This window comes from Pseudoduganella sp. HUAS MS19 (genome assembly GCF_053615455.1).
The window spans coordinates 5,694,187-5,718,064 of the sequence record NZ_CM132133.1; the positions used below are offsets into that span (position 1 = coordinate 5,694,187).

Here is a 23,878-nt window from a genome sequence, read left to right on the forward strand (position 1 = left end):
GGTTCAGGTGAACGCAGTATCCGGCCTGCCTTCGCTTTGCGCCAGAACGGAATGCCATGACTTCGTCATGACATTTGTCACTTCAGGTCAGGAAGCAATGCAATCGTGCGGGCGGTGGCGCCGCGGTGGGTATTGGCGAAAGTCAGCGCATGCGCGCCCATTGCGCCGCGTGCTGCGCTGTCGGCCAGCAGGCGTGCAGCCTGGTGCATCAGGCCATCGCTGTTCGGCACGCGCACTGCGCCGCCTTGCTGCAGACAGTCTTCGGTCGCTTGCGCGAAGTTGAAGGTATGCTCGCCGACGATGATCGGCTTGCCCAGTGCGGCCGGTTCGATCAGGTTCTGGCCGCCCAGCGGCTGCAGGCTGCCGCCGATGAAAGCCAGGTCGCAGGCCGAATAATAGGCGAACATTTCGCCCATCGAATCGCCCAGCACCACCTCGGTGGCAGGATCAACGCTGGCGCCGGGAGCCGCCAGCGACGAGCGGCGCTGCAGCGACATGCCGCGTTCCGCCACCATTGCGGCCACTTCGTCGAAACGTTGCGGATGGCGCGGCACGATCAGGAGCAGCAGGTCCTGCGGCAGCGCAGCGCGTGCCGCCTGGAAGGCCTCCAGGATCACGCCCTCCTCGCCTTCGCGCGTGCTGGCACACAGGAAGACCGGGCGCACGCCGAACTGCCGGCGCAACTGCGCGCCGGTTGCCAGCGCTGCTTGCGGAATCACGACGTCAAATTTGATGCTGCCGGTGACGCTCACGTTGCCGGCACCCAGCTCGCGGATGCGCAGCGCATCGGCCTCGGTCTGGGCTGCCACCAGGGTGATGCCCTGTGCCGCGTCGCGTATCACCTTGCCAAAGCGCTGCGCCTTGCCCAGCGAGCGTTCGCTCAGGCGCGCGTTGGCCAGCACCACCGGCACCTTGTCGCGCTGGCATTGCAGGATCAGGTTCGGCCACACTTCCGTCTCCATCAGGATGCAAAGGCGCGGCTCGAAGTGGCGGATGAAGCGCGCCACCAACGGCGGTATGTCGTATGGCAGGTAGGATTGCACTACGCGCGCGCCGTGCTTGCCGAACAAGGTCTTGCCGGTGGCACGTCCGGTTGGCGTCATGCAGGTCAGCACGATGCGCGCTTGCGGGTACTTCGTCAGCAGGGCGTCGACCAGCGGTTCCGCAGCGCGCGTCTCGCCCACCGACACCGCGTGCACCCAGATGGTGGCCGGTTCATCGTTGGCCGCGCGCGCACCATACAAGCCCAGGCGCTCGGCCCAGTGCTGCCGGTAGCCCGGCTCCTTGCGGCCGCGCCACCACAGGCGCCCCAGCACCAGGGGCAAGGCCAGCCACCACATGAAAGTGTAGAAGATACGCATGCTCAGAGCAGGCTTCTGGCTGCGGCCAGCACTTCGGCCAAGCCAGGCGGCGAGCCTTTGTCGCCGAGGTTGATGATGCGGGGGGACCAGTTGCCTTCCGTTTTCCAGCGCGGCGAGTCGGCGTAGATTTCCACCACCGGGCGCGAAAAGGCCGCTGCGATATGGGTCAGGCCGGTGTCAACACCCACGGCCAGGGCGGCGCGGCGCGCCAGCATGACAGCGTCGGCCATCGACAGTTTCGGCAGCACGCGGGCATTCGGGATGTGAGCGGCCAGTGCTTCCGCTTCCGCCTTTTCCTTCTCCGAGCCCCAAGGCAGCAGCACCGGCATCGGCGCCAGCGCCTGGCCCAGCCCAATCCAGCCGGCCGGCGACCATTTCTTGGCGTCGCGTGCGGTGCCGTGGAAGAATACGGCGTAAGGCGCCTCGCCCATCCAGTCCGGACGCGGTTCAGCGGCTGCAACTTCCGGCAGGCCGAAGTCGGCAGGGTAGTCGACCTTGAAGCCAAGCGCAGCGCCCACCACCAGGCGGCCGCGCGCCACCGCGTGCGTGCGCGGGTCGAGCGGAATACTCTTGCTGTGGAAGATGCGGGAAATGCCTTCGTAGCCGGAGCCTTCGCTGCCGTTGGCCAGGCCGACCTTGTTCTTGCCTCGTGCGGCGCCCATGATGATGCCGGTCTTCAGCAAACCCTGGGTGTCGAACACATAGTCGTACTGGACTTCACGCAGCTTGCGGAAGAAGGCAGCAATTTCGGCGCGCGTTTCCTTCTTGCCCAGGCTCTTGCGCCAGCGGCGCAAGCCCCACGGCAGGATATTGCGCACCATCGGGTTCAGGCGCACCAGGCTGACATAGCCCTCTTCCACCACCCAGTCGATGTTCGCGTCGGGAAAGTGGCGCTTGATATCGGCCACGATGGGCATATTGTGCAGCACGTCTCCAAGCGAAGAGACGCGCACCAGGAGAATGTTCATTTAGAACGGGAGTTGCGCGTCCGGCTTGGCAGCCAGGATCACATCACGGAACTGGCCCTGGATGCGTGCCAGCGCTTCCGGCGATTCCGCCTCGAAGCGCATGACGATCACAGGCGTGGTGTTCGACGAGCGTGCCAGGCCGAAGCCGTCGGCATATTCCACGCGCAGGCCGTCAATATCGATGACGCGCTCATTGCCCGGGAATTTTGCCTCGGCGGCCAGCTTGGCCATCAGGGCGTAATTCTCGCCTTCGTTCAGATGCAGGTGCAGTTCCGGCGTACTGTCGGACTTGGGCAGCGCATTTAGCAGCGCCGAAGGGTCGGCGTGGCGGGTCAGGATCTCCAGCATGCGTGCACCGGCATACAGGCCATCGTCGAAGCCGTACCAGCGGTCCTTGAAAAATACGTGGCCGCTCATTTCACCGCCCAGCGGGGCGCCGGTTTCCTTCAGCTTGGCCTTCACCAGGGAGTGACCGGTCTTGTACATCAGCGGTTTGCCGCCAGCCTTCTCGATGTACGCAGCCAGGTGGCGCGTGCATTTCACGTCGTACAGGATTTGTCCGCCCGGGTTGCGGGCCAGCACGTCTTCCGCAAACAGCATCAGCTGGCGGTCGGGGAAGATAATCTGGCCGTCCTTGGTCACGATGCCGAGGCGGTCGCCGTCGCCGTCGAAAGCAAGGCCGATTTCAGCGTCGCTGTCTTGCAGCGCCTTGATCAGGTCCTGCAGGTTTTCCGGGTGCGCCGGGTCCGGGTGGTGGTTCGGGAACGTGCCGTCCACTTCGCAGAACAATTCGACCACTTCGCAGCCCATGCCGCGATACAGGTCGCCGGCGAAGGCGCCGGCCACCCCGTTGCCGCAGTCGACCGCAATCTTGATCGGACGTGCAATCTTCACGTCGCCGATGATGCGCTGCAGGTACTGCTCGCGGATGTCGTAGGTGCCGTACTTGCCGACGGCAGCGGCCGGCTGCAGGCCTGCTTCGATGGCGTTATACAGGGCGGTGATGGCCTCGCCGTGGATTGCCTCGCCCTTCAGCACCATCTTGAAGCCGTTGTAGTCCGGCGGGTTATGGCTGCCGGTGACCATGATGCCGGAACGGGTGTCGAGCACCTGGGTGCCAAAATACACCATCGGCGTGGCCACCACGCCCAGGTCGATCACATCGACGCCGGCGGCCTGCAGGCCCTGCGCCAGTGCGGCAACCAGGCCGGGGCCTGACAGGCGGCCGTCACGGCCGATCACCACGCTGCGTTCTCCCTTGGCGGCGGCGGCCAGGCCGAAAGCATGGCCGACTGAACGCGCTACGCCTTCGTCCAGCGTTTTACCGATGATGCCGCGGATATCGTAGGCCTTGAAGATGGATTTAGAGAGAGCAACCATAGGGAACTGAAACGACAGAAATTGAAAAATGAAAATGGCTCAGATACGCAGCTCGTCCATCGACTTGCCGCCCTCGACCCAGTCCTTGACCCATTTGGGCTGGCGGCCGCGGCCGGTCCACTGCTCGGCTGCATTGGCCGGATTGCGATAGCGCGCTTCCACCTTGCCGCCCTTGTTGCGGGTGCCAGGGAAGCCCGCCAGCAATTCCTTGAGCGGGACGCCGGCTTGCTGGGCGATCGCGAAAATCTGCTCGCGCGCCTTTTGCTTGTCCATGCCCTCGCGCTGCTTTAATTCGCGCTTAATTTGCTCTTGCAGGCTGCGCAATTCAGGGGACGACAAATTCGACAGGTCCATCTTCCTATCCTTTAATAGATTTCGATGCTGGAAATATACACGAAATCGGCTTAACGGATTTTCTTATGTCGAATCATCCAGCGCGGCGCTTTAAATCGGACAATGCGCGCATACAGCCAGACATAACTGGCGATAAATAGCAGGCAGAACAGCATCAATACCCAGGTATAACGCCAGAATACCGTGGCGGGTATCACCGCCATCAGGGAAAACATCCACAGGTAGGGCGAAGTCATGGAATTGCGGCGCACCAGGGCGCGCGCATCCTTGCGGCCCACCGCCCATTGCACCACGCGCCGGAAAATCAGGCTATGCAGGTGAATACCGTCCGGCATGGCCGGCGATGCGCCCCGGATGAAGAAACGGCGATAAACGCTGAACAGGGTTTCAACTGTTGGATATATTAATAGCAATACCGCATACCAAGTAGAAACTTGTGGATTGCGCATTACCAGCAGCAGGGCCAATTCCCCCAGCATAAATCCTATAAAATACGCACCGCCGTCGCCCAGGAAAATCAGCCCGACCGGATAATTCCAGATCAGGAAACCGGCAGTCGCGCCCGCCACCATCAAGGCTGCCACCAGCACGAACATATCATTGACCTGCAGTGCGACATAACCCAGGGAAAGCAACATGCAAATCGTCACCACGCTGGCCAGCCCGTTAAAACCGTCGATGATATTGACGGCATTGGCAATGCCGGCGACCGCCAGCACCGTGAGCGGCAGCGTCAACCACAAGTAGGGCAGCGGCGTCGTGGAGAACACCCAGTCGATGCGGTCGATGCGCGCATCCATCAGGAAATAGGCGAGCAAGGCGGCAAACATGGTCAGCAGCAGGCGCCGCCGGGCACTGACCTTGCCGGTGTAATCCTCGACGATGCCGCCGAGGAAGGCGAACATGGCACACATCACCAGCGACAGCATCCAGCTGGTCATCACCGGCACGCGCCAGATGGAAATGCAGGCGCTGAGCGCAACTGCCAGGAAAATCGAGAGGCCGCCAATGCGCGACACATGATGGACGTGCACTTTTTGCACGCCTTCGAAATCGGTGTCCAGCGCGGGGCCGTGTAAGCGCACTTCCTTGATAACCCACAGGGTCAAGAGTGCAGACGTGAAAAAGCTCACGAGGAAGGAAAACATTAGTTCTTATCAGTATAGTGAGCCAGCCGCCATTGTTCGCAGCGCAGCAAGAAAGATTGCTCGCGCGCTAAGCGGCGATTGTACCGTATGCGCGGGGACCGACGGGAAATTCTAGCCTAGGGCGTGGCGTCTAAAGCATTTACTTACCAATTGATACTTTTACCCGGCCGCAGCGCCTGCGCTGCGCCAGCTGCGCGGATGCGTTATCCTATTCAAATGAAAACTTATGTAGTGGGCGACCTGCAGGGTTGCCATGGCGAGACAGTCACCCTGGTCGAAAAGATCCTGGACACCGAACATGCCGCCGGAAACGACCCGCCGGCCATTCTGTTCTGCGGCGACCTGATCAACCGCGGCCCCGATTCGCTGTCCACCCTGCGCTATGTCCAGGCGCTCAGCCAGGGCAGCGACGGCCGCATCGACGCGGTGCTGGGCAACCATGACCTGCACCTGCTGGCGGTGGCCAATGGCATCCGCCCCGAATCGAGTTCCGACACCATCGAGCATATCCTGGCGGCGGCCGACCGCGACGCACTGCTGCACTGGCTGCGCCTGCGCCCGATGGCCCTCATGCGCCTTGGCCACCTGCTGGTGCACGGTGGCGTCCTGCCGCAATGGACGGCGCAGCAAGCCATGGCGCTGGCAGGCGAAGTGGAAAATGCGCTGCGCGGCGACGCGTGGGTAGGCTTCCTGCGCGAGATGTACGGCAACCAGCCCGACCGCTGGAGCGATGAATTGCGCGGCGCCGCACGCCTGCGCTGCATCGTCAATGCCCTGACCCGCATGCGCTTTTGCAGCGCCGAAGGGGTCATGGACTTCAAGATGAAGGAATCGGCGCACGCCGATCCCGCGACCGGCCTGATGCCGTGGTTCGAAGTGCCGGGCCGCCGCACCAGCGATACCACCGTCGTGTTCGGCCACTGGTCGGCGCTGGGCCTGCGCATCATGCCGCGCCTGATTGCGCTCGACAGCGGCTGCGTGTGGGGCGGCAAGCTGTCGGCCGTCTGCCTGGACGACCGCAGTCTGCTGCAGGTGGATTGCCCGGAATACCGGACGGCTTAGCGCCTGGACTTGCCTTCGGCCGGGTCCGGGGCCTGCGCCTGCCCCTCGGCCTGGGCTGCTTCGCTTGCGCCTTCCGCCGCAGCGGGCGCCTCGCCTTCGGCCGGTGCGGCAGCGGCCGGGGCGAAGGTGGCCGCCATCAGTTCCCGGTACGCTTCCGACTTGCGCAGCGGCTCCAGGTTGGCGCTGCCCTTGATTGCCTCTTCGTCGGTGAAGCCGTTGACGATCGCCGTCTCCAGCGACGCCATGGCGGCATTCTTGCGGCCCAGCTGCGCCTGGGCCTGCGCCAGCAGGAAATAGGACTCCGCTTCCTTGGGCGCCTTCAGCGTGGCGGCATAGGCCTTGTCGGCCGCGATGCCGTAGTTCTTCTGCGCCAGGCTGTCCGTCGCCTGCGTGCGCAGCGTCTTGGCATTGGTGAAGGTGTCGCCGCAGGCCGCCAACAGCAGGCAGGCTGCCAGCACGCTGATCCTGGTCATGCTGATTGCTCCTGTAAAGATTCCGCCTCCGGCACGATGCCCAGGGCGCTGCCGATTGCTGCGCGGGTCGCCGCCGCCAGCTCGCGGCGATGGGCGCCTTCGCCCGGTATCGCTTCCAGCACGGCCAGGCGTGCCCGCACCGGCTTGCCATCGAGGATATTCACCACGCTTTGCACGAAAGTCATGTCGCCGATGAAGTCCACCGTGGTATGCGGCTGGCCTGCTGCGTCGACGTAGGACAGGGCGAAAGGCTGCACCGGCACCTTGCCGTCGACAGCAGCCTCGAACAGGTTGGCGTGGAACGGCAGCAGCGTGCCCTGCGCGGCGGTCGTCCCTTCGGGGAAGAAGGCGACGCGCTGCCCATCCTGCAGGGCATGCACCAGGCCCTTGAAGATATTGCGCAGCTCGCGCTTGTTGCCGCGTGCGATGAACACCGTGCCCGCCTGCGCCACCAGCCAGCCGGCCAGCGGCCAGTCGCGGATTTCCGACTTGGCCACGAAACGGCACGGGTACAGCGCATTGATGACGAAGATGTCCAGCCACGATATGTGGTTGCACACGATCATGCCCTGCTCCAGCGGCGCCGCGCTGCCGGGCGTCACCTGCACGCTGACGTTGCAGATCGCCAGCAGCTGGCGCGACCAGCGCCGCACATGACTGTTGCGCTTTTCCGTCCCGATGAAGGGGAAGATGAAAGCGCAGATCGCCATGCCGGCCAGCAGGTGCAGCACCATGCGCCCAATGCGCAGCATCAGGCGCCAGTCGAGATTGCGTTTAGCCGGCTGTGCGCTCATATGCCACTTGGCCCGCTACGATGGTCGCCTGCACCTGTCCCGCCAGTTCGTAGCCGACGAACGGCGTGTGCTTGCCCTGGCTGGCCAGCGCGCTGCCGCTGACGGTCCAGCGTGCGGCCGGATCGAACACGACCACGTCGGCCACGCTGCCTACGCCCAGCTGGCCCGCTTGCGCCAGCCCGGCCACGCGCGCCGCTTCGCTGCTGACCCTTGCCAGCGCGCGCGACAGCGCGTCGTCCTTGCCTTGCGCGACGGCGTAATCGTCGGCCCACTTGATGGCCAGCGACAGCAGCAGTTCCAGTCCGGTGGCGCCCGGCGAAGCCTCGCCGAACGGCAACAGCTTCTCGTCGTCGTCGCACGGGGTATGGTCGGAACACATCGCATCGATGGTGCCGTCCATGAGGCCGGCGCGGATCGCATCGCGGTCGCGCTGGGTGCGGAACGGCGGGTCGACGCGTGCATTCGAATCGAAGAAGTTGATGTCAGTGTCGGTCAGGTGCACATGGTGGGCGCCCACGTCGCAGGTGATCGGCAAGCCTTCCGCCTTGGCGGCACGCACCAGCTCCAGGCCGGCCGCGGACGAAATGCGGCACAGGTGGATCCTGGCGCCGGTCGAGCGCATCAGCTCGAAGATGGTGTGCAGCGCGATGGTTTCGGCCATGACCGGCACACCGGACAGGCCCAGGCGCGAAGCCAGCGGGCCGCTGTGGGCCACGCCGCCGCGGCCGATCCAGGCGTCCTGCGGGCGCAGCCAGATAGTGAAGCCGAAGGTGGCGGCGTACTGCATCGCGCGCTGCAGCACGGTGGTGTCCCTGATCGGGGTCTCGGCCTGCGAGAAGCCGATGCAGCCGGCGCCGGTCAGCTCCACCAGTTCGGTCAGCGCCTCGCCTTTCAAGCCGTGGGTCAGGGCGCCCAGCGGGTGCACGTGGGCCTGGTTCAAGCCGCGCGCGCGGTACTTCAGCATTTCCACCAGGCCCGGCTCGTCGAGCACAGGGTCGGTATCGGGCGGGCACACCAGGGAGGTCACGCCGCCCTGCACTGCCGCCTGCATTTCAGATTTCAGCGTGGCCTTGTATTCGAAGCCCGGCTCGCGCAGGCGCGCCGACAGGTCCACCAGGCCCGGCGCCACCACCTTGCCGGCGGCGTCGATGGTGCGGTCGGCCACGAAGCCGGCCGGCGCGCTGCCGATGGCGGCTACCTTGCCGTCCACGATGTACAGGTCTTGTTTGGAGTCGATCTTGTTGGCCGGATCGATCAGTCGGCCGTTGGTGATGTGGAGTTTCATGCCTGGGTGCCTGCCAAAATGCTCATAACCGCCATGCGGACTGCGATGCCGAAGGTGACCTGCGACAGGATCACCGCTTGCGGGCCGTCGGCCACGGCGGAGTCGATCTCCACGCCGCGGTTCATCGGGCCCGGGTGCATCACGATGGCGTCGGGCCTGGCCAGCGCCAGGCGCTCCGGCGTCAGGCCGTAGGCGCGGAAGTATTCGCCGGCCGAAGGCAGCAGCGCGCCGCTCATGCGCTCGTTCTGCAGGCGCAGCATGATGATCACGTCCACATCTTTCAGCCCTTCATCCATGTTGGTGAAGGTGCGCACGCCCAGCTGCTCCAGGCCGCCCGGCAGCAGGGTGTGCGGGCCGATGGCGCGGATTTCGGGCACGCCAAGGGTGGTCAGCGCATGGATGTCGGAGCGGGCCACGCGGCTATGCAGGATGTCGCCAACGATCGCCACGCGCAGGTTGGTGAAGTCCTTCTTGTAGTGGCGGATGGTGTACATGTCCAGCAGGCCCTGCGTCGGGTGCGCGTGGCGGCCGTCGCCCGCGTTCACCACGTGCACGTGGTTCTGCCTGGTATCCTGCAGGTGCTTGGCGATCAGGTAAGGAGCGCCGGACTGCGAATGGCGCACCACGAACATGTCGGCGTGCATGGCCGACAGGTTGTCGATGGTGTCGAGCAGCGATTCGCCCTTGCTGGCCGAGGACGCCGCGATATTCAGGTTGATCACGTCGGCCGACAGGCGCTTGGCCGCGATCTCGAAAGTGGTGCGGGTACGGGTGGAATTTTCGAAGAACAGGTTGAACACGCTTTTGCCGCGCATCAGCGGGACCTTCTTCACTTCGCGGTCCGACACGGATACGAAAGAGGAGGCGGTATCGAGGATCTGGTTGATGATGGCCTTGGGCAGGCCCTCGGTCGTCAGCAGGTGCTGCAGCTCGCCGTGTTTGTTAAGTTGCGGATTAAGCATGGTTCTGTTCAAGAGTCAGGGAAAACTTTCCGTCGCCGGTTTGCTGCAGGCGCAGCGCCTGGCCGGCCGCGCAGCGGGTATGGGCCGCCACGAAATCGGCCGCCACCGGCAACTGGCGTTCGCCGCGGTCCACCAGCGCGGCGAGCATGATGCGCGCCGGGCGGCCGTAGTCGAACAATTCATTGATGGCGGCACGGGTGGTGCGGCCGGTGTAGAGCACATCGTCCACCAGCACGATGGTGGCGCCGTTGACGTCGAAGCCGATATGGGTCGGCTTGACTTCGGCCGGCAAGCCCTTCTTGGCATAGTCGTCGCGGTAAAAGGACACGTCCAGCACGCCCAGGCGCGCGGCGAGGCCCAGGTCCCTGGCCAGGCGCTCGGCAATCCAGGCGCCGCCGGAGTGGATGCCGACGATGGCCGGATCGTTGGCGCCGGCCAGGCCGGCCTTGACCTGTTCGAGCAGGCTGGCATACAGCGCTTCAGCGTCAAGCTGTTGGGGATCAGTGTGGGACATATTCGTCAAAGTATTGTTGGAGGATGATGGCGGCGGCACGGTCGTCGATGATTTCGCCGCGCTTGGCGGCAATCATCGCCGACGAGTAGCGCTCGTCGACCAGCACCACAGGAAGATTGAAGCGGCCGTTCAACTGGTTGGCGAACTTGCGGCAGCGCGCCGTCATTTCGTGCGCGGCACCGTCCGGATGGAAAGGCAGGCCCACTACCAGTTTCGTCGGCCCCCATTTGTCGATCAGGGCCTTGATTTCGGCGAAGCGTGCATCGTTGACCGTGGATTGAATGACGGCCAGGGGGGTGGCCTGGCCGATCATCGTGTTTCCCATTGCGACGCCAACGCGTTTGATGCCGAAGTCGAATCCTAAAACAGTTTCCGGACTATGCATGACCCGCTTCAGAGTTAAGCATCAAGGGGTCGAAGCCCAGCAGCTTGATGGCGGCCTGGTAGCGGTCCTCGATCGGCACATCGAATACGATGCGCGGGTCGGCGGCCACGGTCAGCCAGCCATTGCGTGCCAGTTCGTCTTCCAGCTGGCCCGGGCTCCAGCCCGCGTAGCCGATCGACACCATCATGCGTTCCGGCCCCTGGCCGCGGGCCACCGCTTCCAGCACGTCGATCGAGGTGGTGAAGGCCACATCGTTGGTGACCGTCAGCGAGGACGAATAGTGCGCGCCCGGGGTGTGCAGCACGAAACCGCGGTCGTCCTGCACCGGGCCGCCGAACATGATCGGCTCCGATTCCAGGTGGCGCTCGGCGGCGGACGACACTTCGAGGTCGATCCGGTCGAACAGCACTTCCATGGTCATATCGGTAGGTTTGTTGATCACGACGCCCAGCACGCCGTTTTCATTGTGTTCGCATACATACACGACCGTGCCGCCAAAGATCGGGTCTTGCATGGATGGCATGGCAATCAGGAAATGATTTGCCAGGTTGAGCGCAGGGGCAGTCATAGGCGCCTTTAGCTCCTTCAGTTCACTAGTTTCCGGTAACAATCCCGGCACAGGCATGCTTCTGGTCAATTTGACTTTTTTCATGATTGCTCTCTATGCAGGACTGTTAAGAGTTCTTTACTGTAATATCCGCGCTGCAACTGCCGGATATACCGACAGTTTACTATGAATTGCTGATCCAGCCATGAAAAACGCCCTTGTCTGGTTGCGCCGGGACCTCCGCCTGTTCGATCATGCCGCAATGCATCACGCGCTGGCCTCTGCCGGGACAGTGTACTTTGCCTTTATTTTCGACCGCGCCATCCTGGATGGCCTGCCGGCAGCCGACCGCCGGGTCGAGTTCATCCACGATACGCTGGCCGCCCTTGCGGCCGAGCTGGCAGCGGATGGCGGGCACCTGATCGTGCGGCACGATTTTGCAGAAAGTGCCATTCCGGCCCTTGCTGCAGAGCTCGACGCGGATGTTGTTTTTGCCAACCACGACTATGAGCCGGCAGCCATTGCCCGCGACGCGGCGGTCGCCAGGAAGCTGGGCGCTGCCGGCCGCGAGTTGCGCACCTTCAAGGACCAGGTGGTATTCGAGCGCGATGAGGTGCTGACCCAGGCCGGCCAGCCGTTTTCCGTGTTTACACCCTACAAGAACGCCTGGCTGCGCAAGCTGGAAGCCGACCCTTCGGTGCTGGCGCCGTGGACGGTGGCGCCGGCCCGCTTAGCGCCCGGCCGCAGCGTGCTGCCATCGTTGGCCGATATCGGCTTCGAGCGCAGCAACCTGCATGAACTGGGCATCGGTAACGGGCCGCAGTTGTTCGACGACTTTCTGGGCCGGATTGCCGATTACGGCGCGGCCCGCGATTACCCGGCCATCAAGGGGCCATCCTACCTGTCGATGCATCTGCGTTTCGGCACCGTCTCGGTGCGCCACCTGGTGCGCACTGTGATGGCCATGTCGGCGCGCGGCGCGGCGGGCGCAGGCGGCGCGGTCTGGCTGTCGGAGCTGATCTGGCGCGAGTTCTACATGCAGGTCCTGTATCACAACCCGCATGTGGTGGAAGGCGCCTTCAAGCCGGCCTACGACAAGATCGAATGGGAAAGCGGGCCGCACGCCGACGAACTGTTCGCCGCCTGGTGCGAAGGCCGCACCGGTTATCCGCTGGTGGACGCGGCCATGCTGCAACTGAACCGCAGCGGCTACATGCACAACCGCCTGCGCATGGTGACGGCATCGTTCCTGTGCAAGGATCTCGGCATCGACTGGCGGCGCGGCGAAGCTTACTTCGCCTTGCACCTGAATGACTTCGACCTGGCAGCCAACAACGGCGGCTGGCAATGGGCATCGTCTTCAGGCTGCGATGCGCAGCCCTACTTCCGGATATTCAACCCGGTGACGCAGTCGCAAAAATTCGATCCCGAGGGGAAATTCATCAAGCGCTACCTGCCGCAGCTTGCCGCACTGTCGGCCAGGGAAATCCACCTGCCGCGCAATCCGGTGGTCGACCACGACGCGGCGCGCAAGCGCACCCTGGAGCGCTACGCGGTTGTCAGGAAGTAGGCGATGTAGCCGGCCGCCTCCCGCGGAATGGAATACAGATCGCGCAGTTCGGCATGGCGCGCATGGCGCGCATGGCTGTGGCCGGCAACGCGCACGCCGGCACGCGCCAGCGCAAGCCGGGTGCGCGGCACATGGAAGTATTGCGTCGCAACGATCGCCGTCCGCAGGCCCCTGGCGCGCATGACGGCAGCAGCGTTCCTGGCCGTCGCCATGGTATCCAGGCCCTGGCTGTCAACGATGACCGCAGCCATTGGCACGCCGTTCCTGGCGAGATAGGCGGCCATCGCCAGCGCCTCGTCAAAACCTTCCTTGCCCACCCCGCCGCTGACGAAAATCAAGGGCGCACGATGGCCGCGATACAAGGCGAGCGCGGCGTCGAGCCGCGCCTGCAGCCTTGGACTGGGCGTTCCGTCCGCAGCTACCGTATTACCCGGCACCACGATCATGTCGGCATCGGCATGCCGGTCGCTGCAGCCGGCGACGACCAGCAGGCCGCAGCCCAGCAGGAAAAAGGCCGCAAGCGACGCGGCAAAGAGCTTGAGCAGTCGCATTCGTTCAGACGAAAAAAGGGCAGGCGCTATGGCCTGCCCCATTGTTTGCCGCCGCAGTGCTCAAGCGCGTAGCGGCAGCAGGCCGGCGATGGCGCCGAGCAGGATGTCTTCCTGGAACGGCTTGCCGAAGTAGGCATTCACGCCCAGTTGCAGCGCATAGTTGCGGTGCTTGTCGGCCGAACGCGAGGTGATCATGATGATCGGGATCTCTTTGGTGCGTTCGTCGCCGCGCACGTTGCGGGTCAAGTCGAAGCCGTCCATGCGCGGCATCTCGATGTCGACCAGCATCAGTTCCGGCAGGCGGTCCTGCAACTGCTCCAGGGCATCCACGCCGTCCTTGGCCAGCATCACGTGATAGCCTTCGCGCTCCAGCAGGCGCTGGGTCACCTTGCGCACGGTGAGCGAATCGTCCACCACCATGACGGTGCCATGCGCGCGGCTCGGTTCCGCTGCTTCGGCAACGCCGCCGGCCGGTGCCGGCGCCGGGGTCGCTGCAGTGCGCGGCGCCAGCTCCGGATGCTGCGCCACGTGCAGCTGCAGCGCCACCGGATTGAGGATCAGCACGATCTCGCCCGAACCGAGCACCGTTGCACCGGCAATGCCGGGCATACGCGACAGCTGCGGGCCGATGTTCTTGATCACCACCTCGCGGTTGCCGAGGATTTCGTCGACGTGCAGCGCGACGCGGTCGGTACCGTTACGCAGCATCATCACTGGCGAGGAGCGCTGCAGCAATGGCCGCGCATCGCCGTCGCCCAGCAGCGTGGCCAAGTAGCGCAGCGGCACGTGCTGGCCATGGTGCACCACGGCGCCCTTGGCGGTGGCTTCGGCCAGGGCGCCTTCCTTCAGCTGCAGCACCTGTTCCACCATCAGCGCCGGCACCGCGTGGGTGCGGCCGCCGGCGGAGATCAGCACCACCTGGGTCACGGCCAGCGTCAGCGGCAGGCGGATGGTGAAGCGCGAGCCCTTGCCGGCTTCGGTAAAGGTTTCCACGCGGCCGCCCAGGGCTTGCGCCTCGGACAGCACAATGTCCATGCCCACGCCTCGGCCGGCCAGTTCGGTCAGCGTATCGGCGGTCGAGAAGCCCGGCTGGAAGATCAGGTTGGACGCTTCGGCGTCGCTGATCACCTGGTCTTCGGCCAGCAGGCCGACACTGCGCGCCTTGGCGCGGATGCGCTCCAGGTCCAGGCCGGCGCCGTCGTCGCTGAACTCCAGCACCACTTCGTTACCCTGCTGGCTGACCTGCACCAGCAGCTCGCCGGTTTCGCCCTTGCCGTGTTCAACGCGGCGTTCGCGCGGCTCGATGCCGTGCACGATGGCGTTACGCAGCAAGTGTTCGAATGGCGCGGCCATGCGCTCGAGAACGCTGCGGTCCATTTCCACGCCGCCGCCGCGGATGTCCAGGTTGACGCGCTTGTCGGTTTCCTTCGCGCCCTGGCGGGCCACGCGGAACAGACGCTCGGAGACGCTGTTGAACGGCACCATACGCACGCGCATCAGGTCGCGCTGCAGGTCTCGCGTCATGCGCGCTTGCTGCGTCAAGTCGCCGGTGGCGCCGTCGATGGAACGGATCAGGCCTTCGTGGAAGGAGGCCACGTCGTTCACCGATTCGGCCATCATGCGGGTCAATTCCTGCAAACGGGTGAAGCGGTCGAACTCCAGCGGGTCGAATTCGCGTTCACCGGCGATCGACATACGCGAGGCGATCTGCGATTCAGCCTGCATTTCGACTTCACGCAGCTGGCGGCGCAGGCGATTCAAGTTTTCCTGGAAGTCGGATACCGACGTGCGCAGCGAAGTTACTTCGTTTTCCAGGCGCGAACGAGTGATCGACACTTCACCGGCCTGGTTCACCAGGCGATCGAGGATGTCTGCACGCACACGCACCAGCGGCGAGGCCTTGGCGCCTTCCGCTTCGTCGCCGCCGCGGGCTGCCGTCGCCGGCGCTGCGGCCAGGCGCGCGGCCAGGGCGCTGAGCGTAGGCTGGGCTGCACCCGGCGCGCCGGCTTCGGCGGCAGGTGCTGCGGCCGCTGCCTGCGCGGCGGCCATGGCAGCGGCGTACGCTTCCGGATTTTGCAGCTGTTCGAACAGCAGCAGCGCGTGGTCATAGTGCGCCATCAGCTCGTCGAACGAGTGCTGGGACGCGCTGCCCGCGTGCACCATGTTTTCAATGTGCGTTTCGATTTCGTGCGCGTGCTGGCCCAGGCGCATTGCGCCGGCCATGCGGGCGCTGCCCTTCACGGTGTGCAGCACGCGCTGCAGGCTGTGGGCGTGGCTGAAATCGGTCGGCTTGGCATGCCAGGCGCGCAGCGATTCGCCGATCTGCGGCAGCAGGTCGGTGCCTTCTTCCAGGAAGACCGGCAGCAGGTCCGGGTCCAGCTCGTCATGAATATCGGACGGGCTGGCGCCCAGCAGGTGCGGCGTTTCCGGCAGTTCGACGACCTGCACTTCGCTTGGGGCAGCGTGGTCGAGGTCGACCGCATCTTCCTCGATGGCTTCGCCGGCGGCCAGGGCGGTGGCGTCGATGGCGTCGACTTCCATTGCGGCTGCGGCGCTTGCGGCTTCGGCTTCGGCCAGCAGCGCGGCTACTTCGATCTCTTCCGCGGCCGGCGCCGCTTCGGCTTCGGCAACGGCCGGTACCGGGACTTCCTCGACGACCGGTGCGACGCTTTCCGCAATGGCCGGTGCGGCAATTTCTTCGACCACCGGCGCCGCGATTTCTTCAACGGCCGGCGCAGCGACTTCTTCGACGAGCACAGCCGCGAGTTCCTCTACAGCCGGCGCAGCGACTTCTTCAGCGACCGCTGCCGCAACTTCCTCAACGGCCGGCGCAGCGATGTCTTCGCCGAGCGGCGCAGCGATTGCTTCGATGGCCGGTGCGGCTTGCTCAACGGCAGGTGCAGCGGCTTCGGCCACGGCTTCCCCGACTGCCTCGGCAGGCGCCTGGCCGGTTTCCACCAGGCGCAGCGTTTCGGCCGCGGGCGCCGCTGGCGTCAGCTCCGGCGCCTCGAAGGCATCGTCGAAGGCGGCATCGAACAGGTTGTCGATGTTGCCGTCTTGCGCAACCACCGCCGGCTTCGGCTGCTCGGCGCCATCGGCTGCTGCAGGCGCTTCGGTGACCAGGCTGTGGTAGGTGTCGCTGAACAGGTTGTCAAGGCGCGCTTCCAGCTTCTCCCCGCCCGGCTCGCCCACGATGCTGTCCAGGCGCTCGTCCAGTGCTTGCCCGACTTCCGGCGGATGGGCCAGTGCGTCGCGCAGCTTGTGCAGCGCTTCGATCAGTTCCGGCTGTTCCGGCGGCAGTTCGCCGGTGGCGAAGCTTTGCAGCATCTGGCGCACGCGTTCGATCGTGAAATCGAACAGGTCGTGCTGGGCATCGTCCAGGTGCGGCGCTGGCGGCTGCAGCTCCTGCAGCGTGATTTCCAGCGCGTAGGACAGCTCGCGCAGCGGCTTGAAGCCCACCGTGCCGGAGGTGCCGGTCAGGGTGTGCACTGCCTGCAACGCTTCCGGATTGACCGGACGCTGCTCGTGGCGCCATTCGCCAAAATCCTGCGACAACAGGCGTACCAGTTCGTCGGTCTCGGCCATGTAGATGTTGTACAGCGGCAGCGGGATCGCCAGGCGTCCCACGAACTTCATATTGTCTTCCACCGGCGGCTCAGCCGGCGTCGGCGCGGTGGCGGTCGGGAAGTCGATGACGTTGGTCGGGCGGGCCGGGGCCGCCGCTTCTTCCGCCGCCTCAATGGCCAGCGGCTCTTCCAGCGTCAGGACGGCCTCAGGTTCGGCAACTTCAAGCGCTCCCAGGTCAAAGGACAGGTCGTCGGACAGCGCTTCAACCGCATCCGCAGACGCTTCGCCTGCAACTGGCGCGGCTTCGGCAACTTCCACGGCATCGGCCTCGATCGCCGCCGCGTTTTCGTCAGCTGCCCCGGTCACCTCGACAGGCGCATCGGCCACAGGCTCGCTAGCCGTCACTGGCTCTTCGGCCAGCGGCACGCCCGCTTCGGCCAGCGCTTCGCTCGCAGGGGCGGCTGCTTGCGCGGCTGCTGGCGCCCCCGGTGCAGCGGCGGGCTGGGTGCCAACGGCCGGACGCTCGAACACACCGGTATCCTGCACGCGGGTGGCAGCGTCGACGATCGGTTTTTCCTGGCGTGCCGAGGTGCCGGTGGCGGCCAGTTCCTCCACCCAGGCCGACATCTCTTCGCTCGCGTAATTGAGCAGCGCGAACAGGTCCTCCGAGGCGCGGCGCTCTTCCGCCAGCCACAGGTTCATGACCTTTTCGATCGCATGCCCGCCGTCGCCGAAGCGGTTCAGGCCCACCATGCGGCTGCTGCCCTTCAGCGTGTGGAAGGAGCGGCGCAGCATGGTCAGGGTGTCGAGGTTGGAGATCTCGCTATGCGGACGCGCCAGCGTCTCGCGCACAAAGGCCAGCACTTCCTGTGCCTCGCCGATGAAAATCTCCAGCAGTTCGGCCTCGACCGCCTCGTCGCCGGCGGCGCCGGCTTCAGGAACCGGCGCGGTCAGCACCGGCTCGGGAGCCGCTTCCGGCTCCGGCAATGCTTCTTCCAGCACCGGAATCGATTCCGGGCCGGAAATTTTCTTGAACGGCACGGCGCGGAAAGTGCCATGCTCAGGATCGAAAGCGAAACGCTCGCGCGCGCCGGAAGGGTTCTGCGCCAGCATATCGACGAAGAAGCCCAGCGCACCGACGTTCTGGGCGATATCGTCCAGCGCCTTGGCTTCGTGCGCCTCATCGAACTGGCCCGAAGCCAGGCGGCCGATTTCGATGCGCACGTGCGCGGCCGCGTTCATTGCATCGTCCTGGTCCAGGATGGCGCAGGCGCCGTGCAGCTGGTGCAGCACCTTGTCCAGGTCCGACAGCTCGCCGCGGCGGGCCGGGTCGGTGTAATACTCGTCCAGCATCTTCTCGACCTGGCGCAAGCCGGTCTTCATTTCCAGCGCCAGGGCGACAACGGTGTCTTCCTCGTGCAACTGGCGGGCCAGGCCGCCTTGCCATTGCGCCGGCTCCGGCGCCGTGCCGCCGGCCGCCAGGGCCTGCAGGCGCGCCGCGATGGTGTCGGCGTGGGCGTTGAAATCGTCCGGCAGGTGGCGGATCTGGGCGATGCCGTGCTCGGCAAACAGCAGGGCCGTCGCCATTTCCAGTCCCAGCGCCTCGCTGCGGCGGGTGCCAACGGTGCTGCGCGCCGATTCAGCCAGCTGGCGCAGCAGCGCTGCCAGCGCGCCCAGGCCCAGCATTTCGCTGGCCACGGCCACCCGGGCCAGGGACTGCCCGAAATCGTTGTCGAGTTCCGGATTGTTTTCGTTTTGCTCGATACGCTGCCAGACCGAGCGCGCATGGGCAATGCCCTCGCGCGCGGCCGCCAGCGACGCGTCGTCGATGCGGCCGTAGCGGCGCGTTTCGAAATCGTGCGGCACCATGCCGTCGAGCGCATAGCCGGCGCGCAACTGGCGTGCCAGCGGCGGCAGGGTTTCCGGATCGGCCGAGGCGATGAAGAACAACGCCTCCTTCAGCACATTGTCCGGCAATTCAGGCGCGCCGGCCGACAGGCGGCGCAGCTGCAGGTTGATCAGGCCGAACAGCTGCTTGACGTAGCGGTTGCTCTCCTGCTGGCCGCCCACCACCAGTTCGGCGAAGGCTTGCATGGCGCGCCAGAACACGCGCGCCTTGTGCTCGCTTTGCTGGTCGGCCACGTCGGTGATGGCCGCCTGCAGCGCCGCTGCGTGGATGGCCTGGCTGCCGGCGTCGGCCGCCTTCAGGTAAGGCAGCAGCGCACGCTCGAAGCGCTGGCGCAGGGCCTTGTAGTCCGGCGTGCCGGTCGGCGCGCCAGTGGACGGCAAGGCGGCCGGCAATTCCGGCACATGCGATACGTCAGGGAAGAACAGGTCGGCCGGGTGCACCCGGTCGATGCCCAGCAAATCCTGGATATCACGGAAGAACGGGAACAGGCGCACCGGCTGGAACGGGGCGCCGGACAGCAGCTCCTCCAGGAATTCCACCAGTGCCTGGTACATATTGGCCAGCAGCTGGGCGTGGTCCGCCGTGCATTTCAGCGTGCCGTCACGCATGCGGTCCAGCACCACTTCCGCCAATTGCGTCAGCAGCGCCACGCCGTCCACGTCCACCATCTGCAAGGCGCCGTGCGCCTGGTGCAGGTGGGACTTGGCATGCATCAGCGCCGTGGTCTGGTCTTCCGCATCACGCCCGCCGGCTTCGAACAGCGCCGTGCGGGAACGGGCCAGCGCTTCGCGGATTTCACCCATGACCCAGGACAGCGGGCCGGTGTCGTATTGCGGCAAAGCGGTGAACGAAAGATCAGGTTTGCTCATAGATTCTAAAAATTAAGCGGCAACTTGGGCACTAATCAGGCACCAACTCGGAATCGCGACACGGAATTCTTCAACTCCTGCGCCAGCGAGGTCAGTTTGCGAACCGAACTTGCGGTTTGCTGGGTACCGTCCTGGGTTTGCTGCGTTACCTGCAGGATGTGCTGCATATTGTGCGCCACGCCGTTAGCGGACGTCGCCTGCATGCCGGTCGCGTAGGAAATGCCCTGAATCAGTTCCGCCAGGCGGTTCGAAACCTGCGAAATGTCCTGCAGTGCGGTACCTGCCGCGTCGGACAGCTTGGCACCTTCCACCACACCCTGCGTGGATTTTTCCATCGCGGCCACCGCGTCGTGGGTGTCGGTCTGAATGGTCTTCACCAGCGCACCGATCTGCTTGGCCGCTTCGGCGGAACGTTCCGCCAGTCGCTGAACCTCCTCCGCAACCACCGAGAAGCCGCGGCCAGCTTCACCTGCCGATGCCGCCTGGATCGCCGCGTTCAGCGCCAGCACGTTGGTCTGTTCGGTAATGTCGGAAATCAGCTCGGTAATCTCGCCAATCTCCTGCGACGATTCACCCAGTCGCTTGATGCGCTTGGAGGTTTCCTGGATCTGCTCGCGGATCTCGTCCATACCCTTGATCGCGTTCTGCACCGCGTCCGCCCCCTGGCGTGCCGCATCAACCGACTGGCGCGCAACGTCCGCCGATTCGGCCGCACTGCGCGACACGTCGGTAATCTCGTTGGCCATCTTCACAACGGTGTTGGACGCTTCCTGGATCTCCTTCGACTGCGCAGCCGATGCCGCCAGCAGGTCGTTCGAAATACCCTGCGCGTGGCTGGATGCGGAGGTAACCTGTTCCGCGGTAATCGTCACACGGCCTACCAGGCCGCGCAGCTCTTCCACGGTGTAATTCACCGAGTCGGCAATCGCACCGGTAATGTCTTCGGAAACGGTTGCCTGCACGGTCAAGTCACCGTCCGCCACTTCCTGCAGTTCGTTCATCAGGCGCAAAATCGCGGCCTGGTTCTGCTCGTTAATGGCCTTGGTTTCTTCTTCCTGCTGCTGCGCTTTCAGGCGCATCGCTTCCGCTTCCTGGCGGCGGCGCTCGGAAGCGCGGCCACGGTTCTGGGAATCGATCAGCAGCACGCGGCCGATCGCCGCCGCGGAGACCAGGGTCACCACCAGGCCAACCACCATCAGCCAGAACGAAATGCCCAGCGAGTCCTGCTGCTCACGCAGCTTGGTCTGCAGGTTGGCGAAGTTGGCACGCACTTCTTCGTTCTCGTTGAACAGCAGTCGTTCCGCGCTCTTCGCTGCGGAGAATTTTTCCAGACGGTCCAGAATGAACTTGACCAGTTTGTCGTAGTCTTCGAAGCCTTTTTTCAGGGCTTGCAGGTTTTCGCGGGTCTCGCCATCCTTCACGGCCGGCAGGCCCAGCGTATCGCTGCCGCCCAGGAAGCCGTCCACGGTCTGGCGGAACACGGTCGCGTCGCGGCCCAGCTGGAAGGCGGTCTCGGACGAGGAAATGCCGCCTTCGGTCAGGAAGGCCGATGCGCTACGGCTCATGCGCTGGGTCAGCATGCCCAGCTTGCCCAGGGCCGCCAGTTCCTTGGCGCTGCCGCCCTGCTTCAGGCGCGCCGACGCCACTTCCTCGGTCAGCGACAGCAGGTCAGGCGACATGGCGTTCAGTTTTTGCAAGGTCTCGTCCAGACCGGCCAGGTCCCACTTGTATTTGGCGATGGTGGCAGCCGCCTTGTCGGACGCAGTCCACTTCTTGCGGGCATCGTTCAGGGTCGGCAGCACCGCGCCGGGCGCCGACAGCACCGAGTGGCCGGCATAGCGGCCGCCGTCGGCCAGCGCCAGCAACGCGCGATTCAGTTCGCTGCGGCTGTCTTCCAGCTGCTTGATCGCTTGCTGGTTGCCCTTAATCGCGTTAGGCGCCGCCTTGCCGATACGCTGCGAGTGCATCAGCACGTCGGAAGCGATCTGGGTACGGGTCGACGTCACGCCGCTGTTGTAGGCGTTCCATGCCACGAACACCACCGACAGCAGCAGCGACACGCCCAGCGTGGTGGACAGCAGGCTCAGCTGGCGTGCGCTGGGCAGGTGGCCGATCAGCGGCAGCCTGACGTTGGCCGCGGCTTCGCCCACCGAGCTGGTACGCAGGCGCTGCAGCAAGCCGCGAGCGCCTTCCGCCGCTTCCGGGGTAACGCCTTCGGTCGCGGCCGGTTGTTCAGCAGTGGCAACAGCCGCATCCGGCGGCGTACCCTCGTACTGAGAATTGTTAAAGCTGGCAAACTCCGAATTGGAACCCAGCTCGGCGCTGGCCTCCGGTGCGGAGCGCGACAAGAATTTAAATGCCATTACTACGTCCCCCGATAGCTTTCGATAGTGTTGCGCCTGCCCGATGGCAGCGCGTGATTACAGGCCGATTTGCAGGAACCGCGCATCGTGCACCAGTTCACCCAGGTCCAGCCTGGTCCACTGCTGCCCTTCACGGTCTTTGAATTGCTGGCCACCCCAGGCGGCTTGCCCGTTGTCCGCCGCCGCCACTTCCACCATTTCGTCCAGGTTGCGCAGGCCAAGCACGCGCCCGGCCAGCACTGCCACGTTGAAACCAAGGTGGGTGGCAAAGGTCACCAGGCGGCTGTCCGGCCCTGGCTGGGTGCCTGCTTCGCCCATATAGCGCGCCAGGTCGACCACACCGACCAGGTTGCCGCGAATATTGGACAGGCCGCGATACCAGTCCTGCGACAGCGGTACCGCCGTCACCGACTGGAACGGCACGATTTCGCCGACCTGGGTCAGGTCCAGCAGGCAGCGGCGGCCGCCCAGCAGCACGCCCAGCTCGCGGCCGGCATTGCCCGTGCCGGCCTTGGCGGCCTGCATGCGCTCCAGCAGCGTCACTTGGTACTGCCGCAGGCGGCTGCGGCGTTCAGCGCCGGTCGGCGCCTGCTGTTCGGTCGTCATCGCTTAACCGAGTGCCGCGATCTTGGCCAGCAGCTCGGCCGCATCGACCGGCTTGACCAGGTAATCCTTGGCGCCCTGGCGGATGCCCCAGATACGGTCGGTTTCCTGGTTCTTGGACGAGCAGATGATGATCGGCACGTCCTGCAGCTCAGGATCCTTGGCGATGGCGCGCGTCACCTGGAAGCCGTTCTGGCCAGGCATCACCACATCCATCAGGATCAGTTGCGGTTTGTCGGCCTTGATCTTGGCCATCGCTTCTTCGCCGTTTTCAGCGGTGGAAACGGTGAAACCGCTGCGCACCAGGATGTCGGTCAGGTAATAACGCTCGGTCGGCGAGTCGTCTACGATCAGGATTCGTTGAATGGCCATGCTTTACTCTCTGTATTACGGTGTATTACGCACTGGCAGCGGCGGTGTGCTCTCGCACCGCAGCCAACAGGCTATCTTTGGTGAAGGGTTTAGTCAGGTAAGCAGCCGAACCGACCATGGCGCCGCGCGCGCGGTCGAACAGGCCATCCTTGGATGAGAGCATCAGCACTGGGGTGGAATGAAACTTGGCGCTCTTTTTGATCAGGGCGCAGGTTTGGTAACCATCCAGCCGCGGCATCAGGATGTCGCAGAAGATCAGCGCGGGCTGCTGGTCATTGATCTTGGCCAGCGCGTCGAAACCATCTTCGGCCAGGATCACCTGGTATCCCGCCTGGGTCAGGAAAATTTCTGCAGACCGACGAATGGTGCTGCTATCGTCGATCACCATGATTTTCAGTCCGGTTCCTTGCGGTTTTGTCGTCATTTGTAAGTCAGTTTTCTTTTAACAGTCGGTGTCTGCGCCTGACACGCGCAGCGTGTTTGGGTCCCGGCACCGCTAATCTCCGCTACGATAGCACAGGGGAAAGGCCTATGGCAGGTCGTGCTGCTGAAAAGAAACACTTATTTATTTGAAAACTTGGAAACATTCATTATTTGACAAGAAACTCAGTTTTCAAAAATATAACTTTTTAAATCGCTACCATCTCGAAGTCGTCCTTGCGCGCGCCGCACTCCGGGCAAGTCCAGTTCATCGGCACATCGGCCCAGCGCGTGCCTGGTGCGATGCCTTCTTCCGGCAAGCCGGCGGCTTCGTCATAAATCCAGCCGCAGATCAGGCACATCCAGCTTTGGAATTCCTGGCTTGGTTCATTGCTGCTCACGTTGAGTCACCTTCTAATAA

The 23,878-nt window shown here is 64.5% G+C and carries 21 protein-coding genes; 2 read left to right on the plus strand and 19 right to left on the minus strand.

All coding sequences use genetic code 11. The annotated features are described in order from the left end of the window. Positions 1-77 precede the first annotated feature (77 nt). Genes waaA through ACWBU6_RS26095 form a run of 5 tightly spaced genes read right to left on the minus strand, consistent with a single transcriptional unit; the run spans position 78 to position 5,211 of the window. Entirely contained in the window at positions 78-1,361 is a 1,284-nt protein-coding gene (gene waaA / locus ACWBU6_RS26075; protein ID WP_452646235.1) for a lipid IV(A) 3-deoxy-D-manno-octulosonic acid transferase, read from the minus strand. Between the two features lie 2 nt (positions 1,362-1,363). Beyond that, positions 1,364-2,329 carry a lipopolysaccharide heptosyltransferase I gene (waaC, locus tag ACWBU6_RS26080; RefSeq protein ID WP_452646236.1) on the minus strand — a complete coding sequence of 322 codons (966 nt, stop codon included), beginning with the start codon at positions 2,327-2,329 and terminating at the stop codon, positions 1,364-1,366. Continuing rightward, entirely contained in the window at positions 2,330-3,709 is a 1,380-nt protein-coding gene (locus tag ACWBU6_RS26085) for a phosphomannomutase/phosphoglucomutase (RefSeq protein ID WP_452646237.1), read from the minus strand. A 39-nt stretch (positions 3,710-3,748) separates the two neighbouring features. Next, positions 3,749-4,063 carry an H-NS histone family protein gene (locus ACWBU6_RS26090; protein WP_452646238.1) on the minus strand — a complete coding sequence of 105 codons (315 nt, stop codon included), beginning with the start codon at positions 4,061-4,063 and terminating at the stop codon, positions 3,749-3,751. A gap of 50 nt (positions 4,064-4,113) precedes the next feature. Next, positions 4,114-5,211 (minus strand): MraY family glycosyltransferase, encoded by a 1,098-nt coding sequence (locus tag ACWBU6_RS26095; RefSeq protein WP_452646239.1) that lies wholly within the window; start codon positions 5,209-5,211, stop codon positions 4,114-4,116. A 216-nt stretch (positions 5,212-5,427) separates the two neighbouring features. Between ACWBU6_RS26095 and ACWBU6_RS26100 the strand changes: the two genes are divergently transcribed. Then, positions 5,428-6,273: a symmetrical bis(5'-nucleosyl)-tetraphosphatase gene (locus tag ACWBU6_RS26100; protein WP_452646240.1), complete on the plus strand. Its 846-nt coding sequence runs from the start codon at positions 5,428-5,430 to the stop codon at positions 6,271-6,273. On the opposite strand, the gene ACWBU6_RS26105 is transcribed toward ACWBU6_RS26100, so the two are convergent. Genes ACWBU6_RS26105 through ACWBU6_RS26135 form a run of 7 tightly spaced genes read right to left on the minus strand, consistent with a single transcriptional unit; the run spans position 6,270 to position 11,254 of the window. Further along, positions 6,270-6,746 (minus strand): hypothetical protein, encoded by a 477-nt coding sequence (locus ACWBU6_RS26105; protein WP_452646241.1) that lies wholly within the window; start codon positions 6,744-6,746, stop codon positions 6,270-6,272. The two genes, ACWBU6_RS26100 and ACWBU6_RS26105, sit on opposite strands and share 4 nt — an antisense overlap. Further along, entirely contained in the window at positions 6,743-7,540 is a 798-nt protein-coding gene (locus ACWBU6_RS26110) for a lysophospholipid acyltransferase family protein (protein WP_452646242.1), read from the minus strand. The genes ACWBU6_RS26105 and ACWBU6_RS26110 overlap by 4 nt, the downstream gene beginning before the upstream one ends. Next, entirely contained in the window at positions 7,521-8,825 is a 1,305-nt protein-coding gene (locus ACWBU6_RS26115) for a dihydroorotase (RefSeq protein WP_452646243.1), read from the minus strand. The genes ACWBU6_RS26110 and ACWBU6_RS26115 overlap by 20 nt, the downstream gene beginning before the upstream one ends. Beyond that, the gene (locus tag ACWBU6_RS26120) at positions 8,822-9,787 is read right to left on the minus strand and encodes an aspartate carbamoyltransferase catalytic subunit (protein WP_452646244.1); all 966 of its coding nucleotides are present in this window, start codon (positions 9,785-9,787) and stop codon (positions 8,822-8,824) included. Before ACWBU6_RS26120 ends, ACWBU6_RS26115 begins: the two co-directional genes overlap by 4 nt. Further along, positions 9,780-10,301: a bifunctional pyr operon transcriptional regulator/uracil phosphoribosyltransferase PyrR gene (gene pyrR / locus ACWBU6_RS26125; RefSeq protein WP_452646245.1), complete on the minus strand. Its 522-nt coding sequence runs from the start codon at positions 10,299-10,301 to the stop codon at positions 9,780-9,782. The genes ACWBU6_RS26120 and pyrR overlap by 8 nt, the downstream gene beginning before the upstream one ends. After that, positions 10,288-10,626 carry a Holliday junction resolvase RuvX gene (ruvX, locus tag ACWBU6_RS26130; protein ID WP_452646246.1) on the minus strand — a complete coding sequence of 113 codons (339 nt, stop codon included), beginning with the start codon at positions 10,624-10,626 and terminating at the stop codon, positions 10,288-10,290. Before ruvX ends, pyrR begins: the two co-directional genes overlap by 14 nt. Before the next feature lie 52 nt (positions 10,627-10,678). Continuing rightward, positions 10,679-11,254 (minus strand): YqgE/AlgH family protein, encoded by a 576-nt coding sequence (locus ACWBU6_RS26135; protein WP_426319245.1) that lies wholly within the window; start codon positions 11,252-11,254, stop codon positions 10,679-10,681. A 184-nt stretch (positions 11,255-11,438) separates the two neighbouring features. Here ACWBU6_RS26135 and ACWBU6_RS26140 point away from each other — a divergent pair, with 184 nt between their 5' ends. After that, on the plus strand, positions 11,439-12,803 hold the full coding sequence (locus tag ACWBU6_RS26140) for a cryptochrome/photolyase family protein (RefSeq protein ID WP_452646247.1): 1,365 nt from the start codon (positions 11,439-11,441) through the stop codon (positions 12,801-12,803). On the opposite strand, the gene ACWBU6_RS26145 is transcribed toward ACWBU6_RS26140, so the two are convergent. The 7 genes from ACWBU6_RS26145 to ACWBU6_RS26175 form a co-directional block, all read right to left on the minus strand. Next, positions 12,782-13,354, minus strand: coding sequence for a YdcF family protein (locus ACWBU6_RS26145; protein ID WP_452646248.1), 573 nt, complete (start codon positions 13,352-13,354; stop codon positions 12,782-12,784). The genes ACWBU6_RS26140 and ACWBU6_RS26145 overlap by 22 nt on opposite strands. 60 nt (positions 13,355-13,414) lie before the next feature. After that, positions 13,415-19,699 carry an Hpt domain-containing protein gene (locus ACWBU6_RS26150; RefSeq protein ID WP_452646249.1) on the minus strand — a complete coding sequence of 2,095 codons (6,285 nt, stop codon included), beginning with the start codon at positions 19,697-19,699 and terminating at the stop codon, positions 13,415-13,417. A gap of 35 nt (positions 19,700-19,734) precedes the next feature. Next, the gene (locus tag ACWBU6_RS26155) at positions 19,735-22,062 is read right to left on the minus strand and encodes a methyl-accepting chemotaxis protein (protein WP_452646250.1); all 2,328 of its coding nucleotides are present in this window, start codon (positions 22,060-22,062) and stop codon (positions 19,735-19,737) included. A 57-nt stretch (positions 22,063-22,119) separates the two neighbouring features. After that, positions 22,120-22,668 (minus strand): chemotaxis protein CheW, encoded by a 549-nt coding sequence (locus ACWBU6_RS26160; RefSeq protein ID WP_452646251.1) that lies wholly within the window; start codon positions 22,666-22,668, stop codon positions 22,120-22,122. Between the two features lie 3 nt (positions 22,669-22,671). Continuing rightward, entirely contained in the window at positions 22,672-23,037 is a 366-nt protein-coding gene (locus ACWBU6_RS26165; protein WP_055929369.1) for a response regulator transcription factor, read from the minus strand. A gap of 25 nt (positions 23,038-23,062) precedes the next feature. Then, positions 23,063-23,461, minus strand: a complete 399-nt coding sequence (locus tag ACWBU6_RS26170) for a response regulator (protein ID WP_130310456.1) — start codon at positions 23,459-23,461, stop codon at positions 23,063-23,065. 205 nt (positions 23,462-23,666) lie between these two features. Next, on the minus strand, positions 23,667-23,819 hold the full coding sequence (locus tag ACWBU6_RS26175) for a rubredoxin (RefSeq protein ID WP_028104578.1): 153 nt from the start codon (positions 23,817-23,819) through the stop codon (positions 23,667-23,669). Positions 23,820-23,878 lie beyond the last annotated feature (59 nt).

What these genes read in the sequence shown, in the direction of transcription:
- ACWBU6_RS26095 (WP_452646239.1), bottom strand. Translation starts at nt 5,211, where the DNA reads ATGTTTTCCTTCCTCGTGAGCTTTTTCACGTCTGCACTCTTGACCCTG.
- waaC (WP_452646236.1), bottom strand. Translation starts at nt 2,329, where the DNA reads ATGAACATTCTCCTGGTGCGCGTCTCTTCGCTTGGAGACGTGCTGCAC.
- ACWBU6_RS26145 (WP_452646248.1), bottom strand. Translation starts at nt 13,354, where the DNA reads ATGCGACTGCTCAAGCTCTTTGCCGCGTCGCTTGCGGCCTTTTTCCTG.
- ACWBU6_RS26155 (WP_452646250.1), bottom strand. Translation starts at nt 22,062, where the DNA reads ATGGCATTTAAATTCTTGTCGCGCTCCGCACCGGAGGCCAGCGCCGAG.
- ACWBU6_RS26085 (WP_452646237.1), bottom strand. Translation starts at nt 3,709, where the DNA reads ATGGTTGCTCTCTCTAAATCCATCTTCAAGGCCTACGATATCCGCGGC.
- ACWBU6_RS26105 (WP_452646241.1), bottom strand. Translation starts at nt 6,746, where the DNA reads ATGACCAGGATCAGCGTGCTGGCAGCCTGCCTGCTGTTGGCGGCCTGC.
- ACWBU6_RS26120 (WP_452646244.1), bottom strand. Translation starts at nt 9,787, where the DNA reads ATGCTTAATCCGCAACTTAACAAACACGGCGAGCTGCAGCACCTGCTG.
- ACWBU6_RS26150 (WP_452646249.1), bottom strand. Translation starts at nt 19,699, where the DNA reads ATGAGCAAACCTGATCTTTCGTTCACCGCTTTGCCGCAATACGACACC.
- ruvX (WP_452646246.1), bottom strand. Translation starts at nt 10,626, where the DNA reads ATGGGAAACACGATGATCGGCCAGGCCACCCCCCTGGCCGTCATTCAA.
- ACWBU6_RS26140 (WP_452646247.1), top strand. Translation starts at nt 11,439, where the DNA reads ATGAAAAACGCCCTTGTCTGGTTGCGCCGGGACCTCCGCCTGTTCGAT.
- ACWBU6_RS26090 (WP_452646238.1), bottom strand. Translation starts at nt 4,063, where the DNA reads ATGGACCTGTCGAATTTGTCGTCCCCTGAATTGCGCAGCCTGCAAGAG.
- pyrR (WP_452646245.1), bottom strand. Translation starts at nt 10,301, where the DNA reads ATGTCCCACACTGATCCCCAACAGCTTGACGCTGAAGCGCTGTATGCC.
- ACWBU6_RS26170 (WP_130310456.1), bottom strand. Translation starts at nt 23,461, where the DNA reads ATGACGACAAAACCGCAAGGAACCGGACTGAAAATCATGGTGATCGAC.
- waaA (WP_452646235.1), bottom strand. Translation starts at nt 1,361, where the DNA reads ATGCGTATCTTCTACACTTTCATGTGGTGGCTGGCCTTGCCCCTGGTG.
- ACWBU6_RS26160 (WP_452646251.1), bottom strand. Translation starts at nt 22,668, where the DNA reads ATGACGACCGAACAGCAGGCGCCGACCGGCGCTGAACGCCGCAGCCGC.
- ACWBU6_RS26115 (WP_452646243.1), bottom strand. Translation starts at nt 8,825, where the DNA reads ATGAAACTCCACATCACCAACGGCCGACTGATCGATCCGGCCAACAAG.
- ACWBU6_RS26100 (WP_452646240.1), top strand. Translation starts at nt 5,428, where the DNA reads ATGAAAACTTATGTAGTGGGCGACCTGCAGGGTTGCCATGGCGAGACA.
- ACWBU6_RS26175 (WP_028104578.1), bottom strand. Translation starts at nt 23,819, where the DNA reads ATGTGCCTGATCTGCGGCTGGATTTATGACGAAGCCGCCGGCTTGCCG.
- ACWBU6_RS26165 (WP_055929369.1), bottom strand. Translation starts at nt 23,037, where the DNA reads ATGGCCATTCAACGAATCCTGATCGTAGACGACTCGCCGACCGAGCGT.
- ACWBU6_RS26135 (WP_426319245.1), bottom strand. Translation starts at nt 11,254, where the DNA reads ATGACTGCCCCTGCGCTCAACCTGGCAAATCATTTCCTGATTGCCATG.
- ACWBU6_RS26110 (WP_452646242.1), bottom strand. Translation starts at nt 7,540, where the DNA reads ATGAGCGCACAGCCGGCTAAACGCAATCTCGACTGGCGCCTGATGCTG.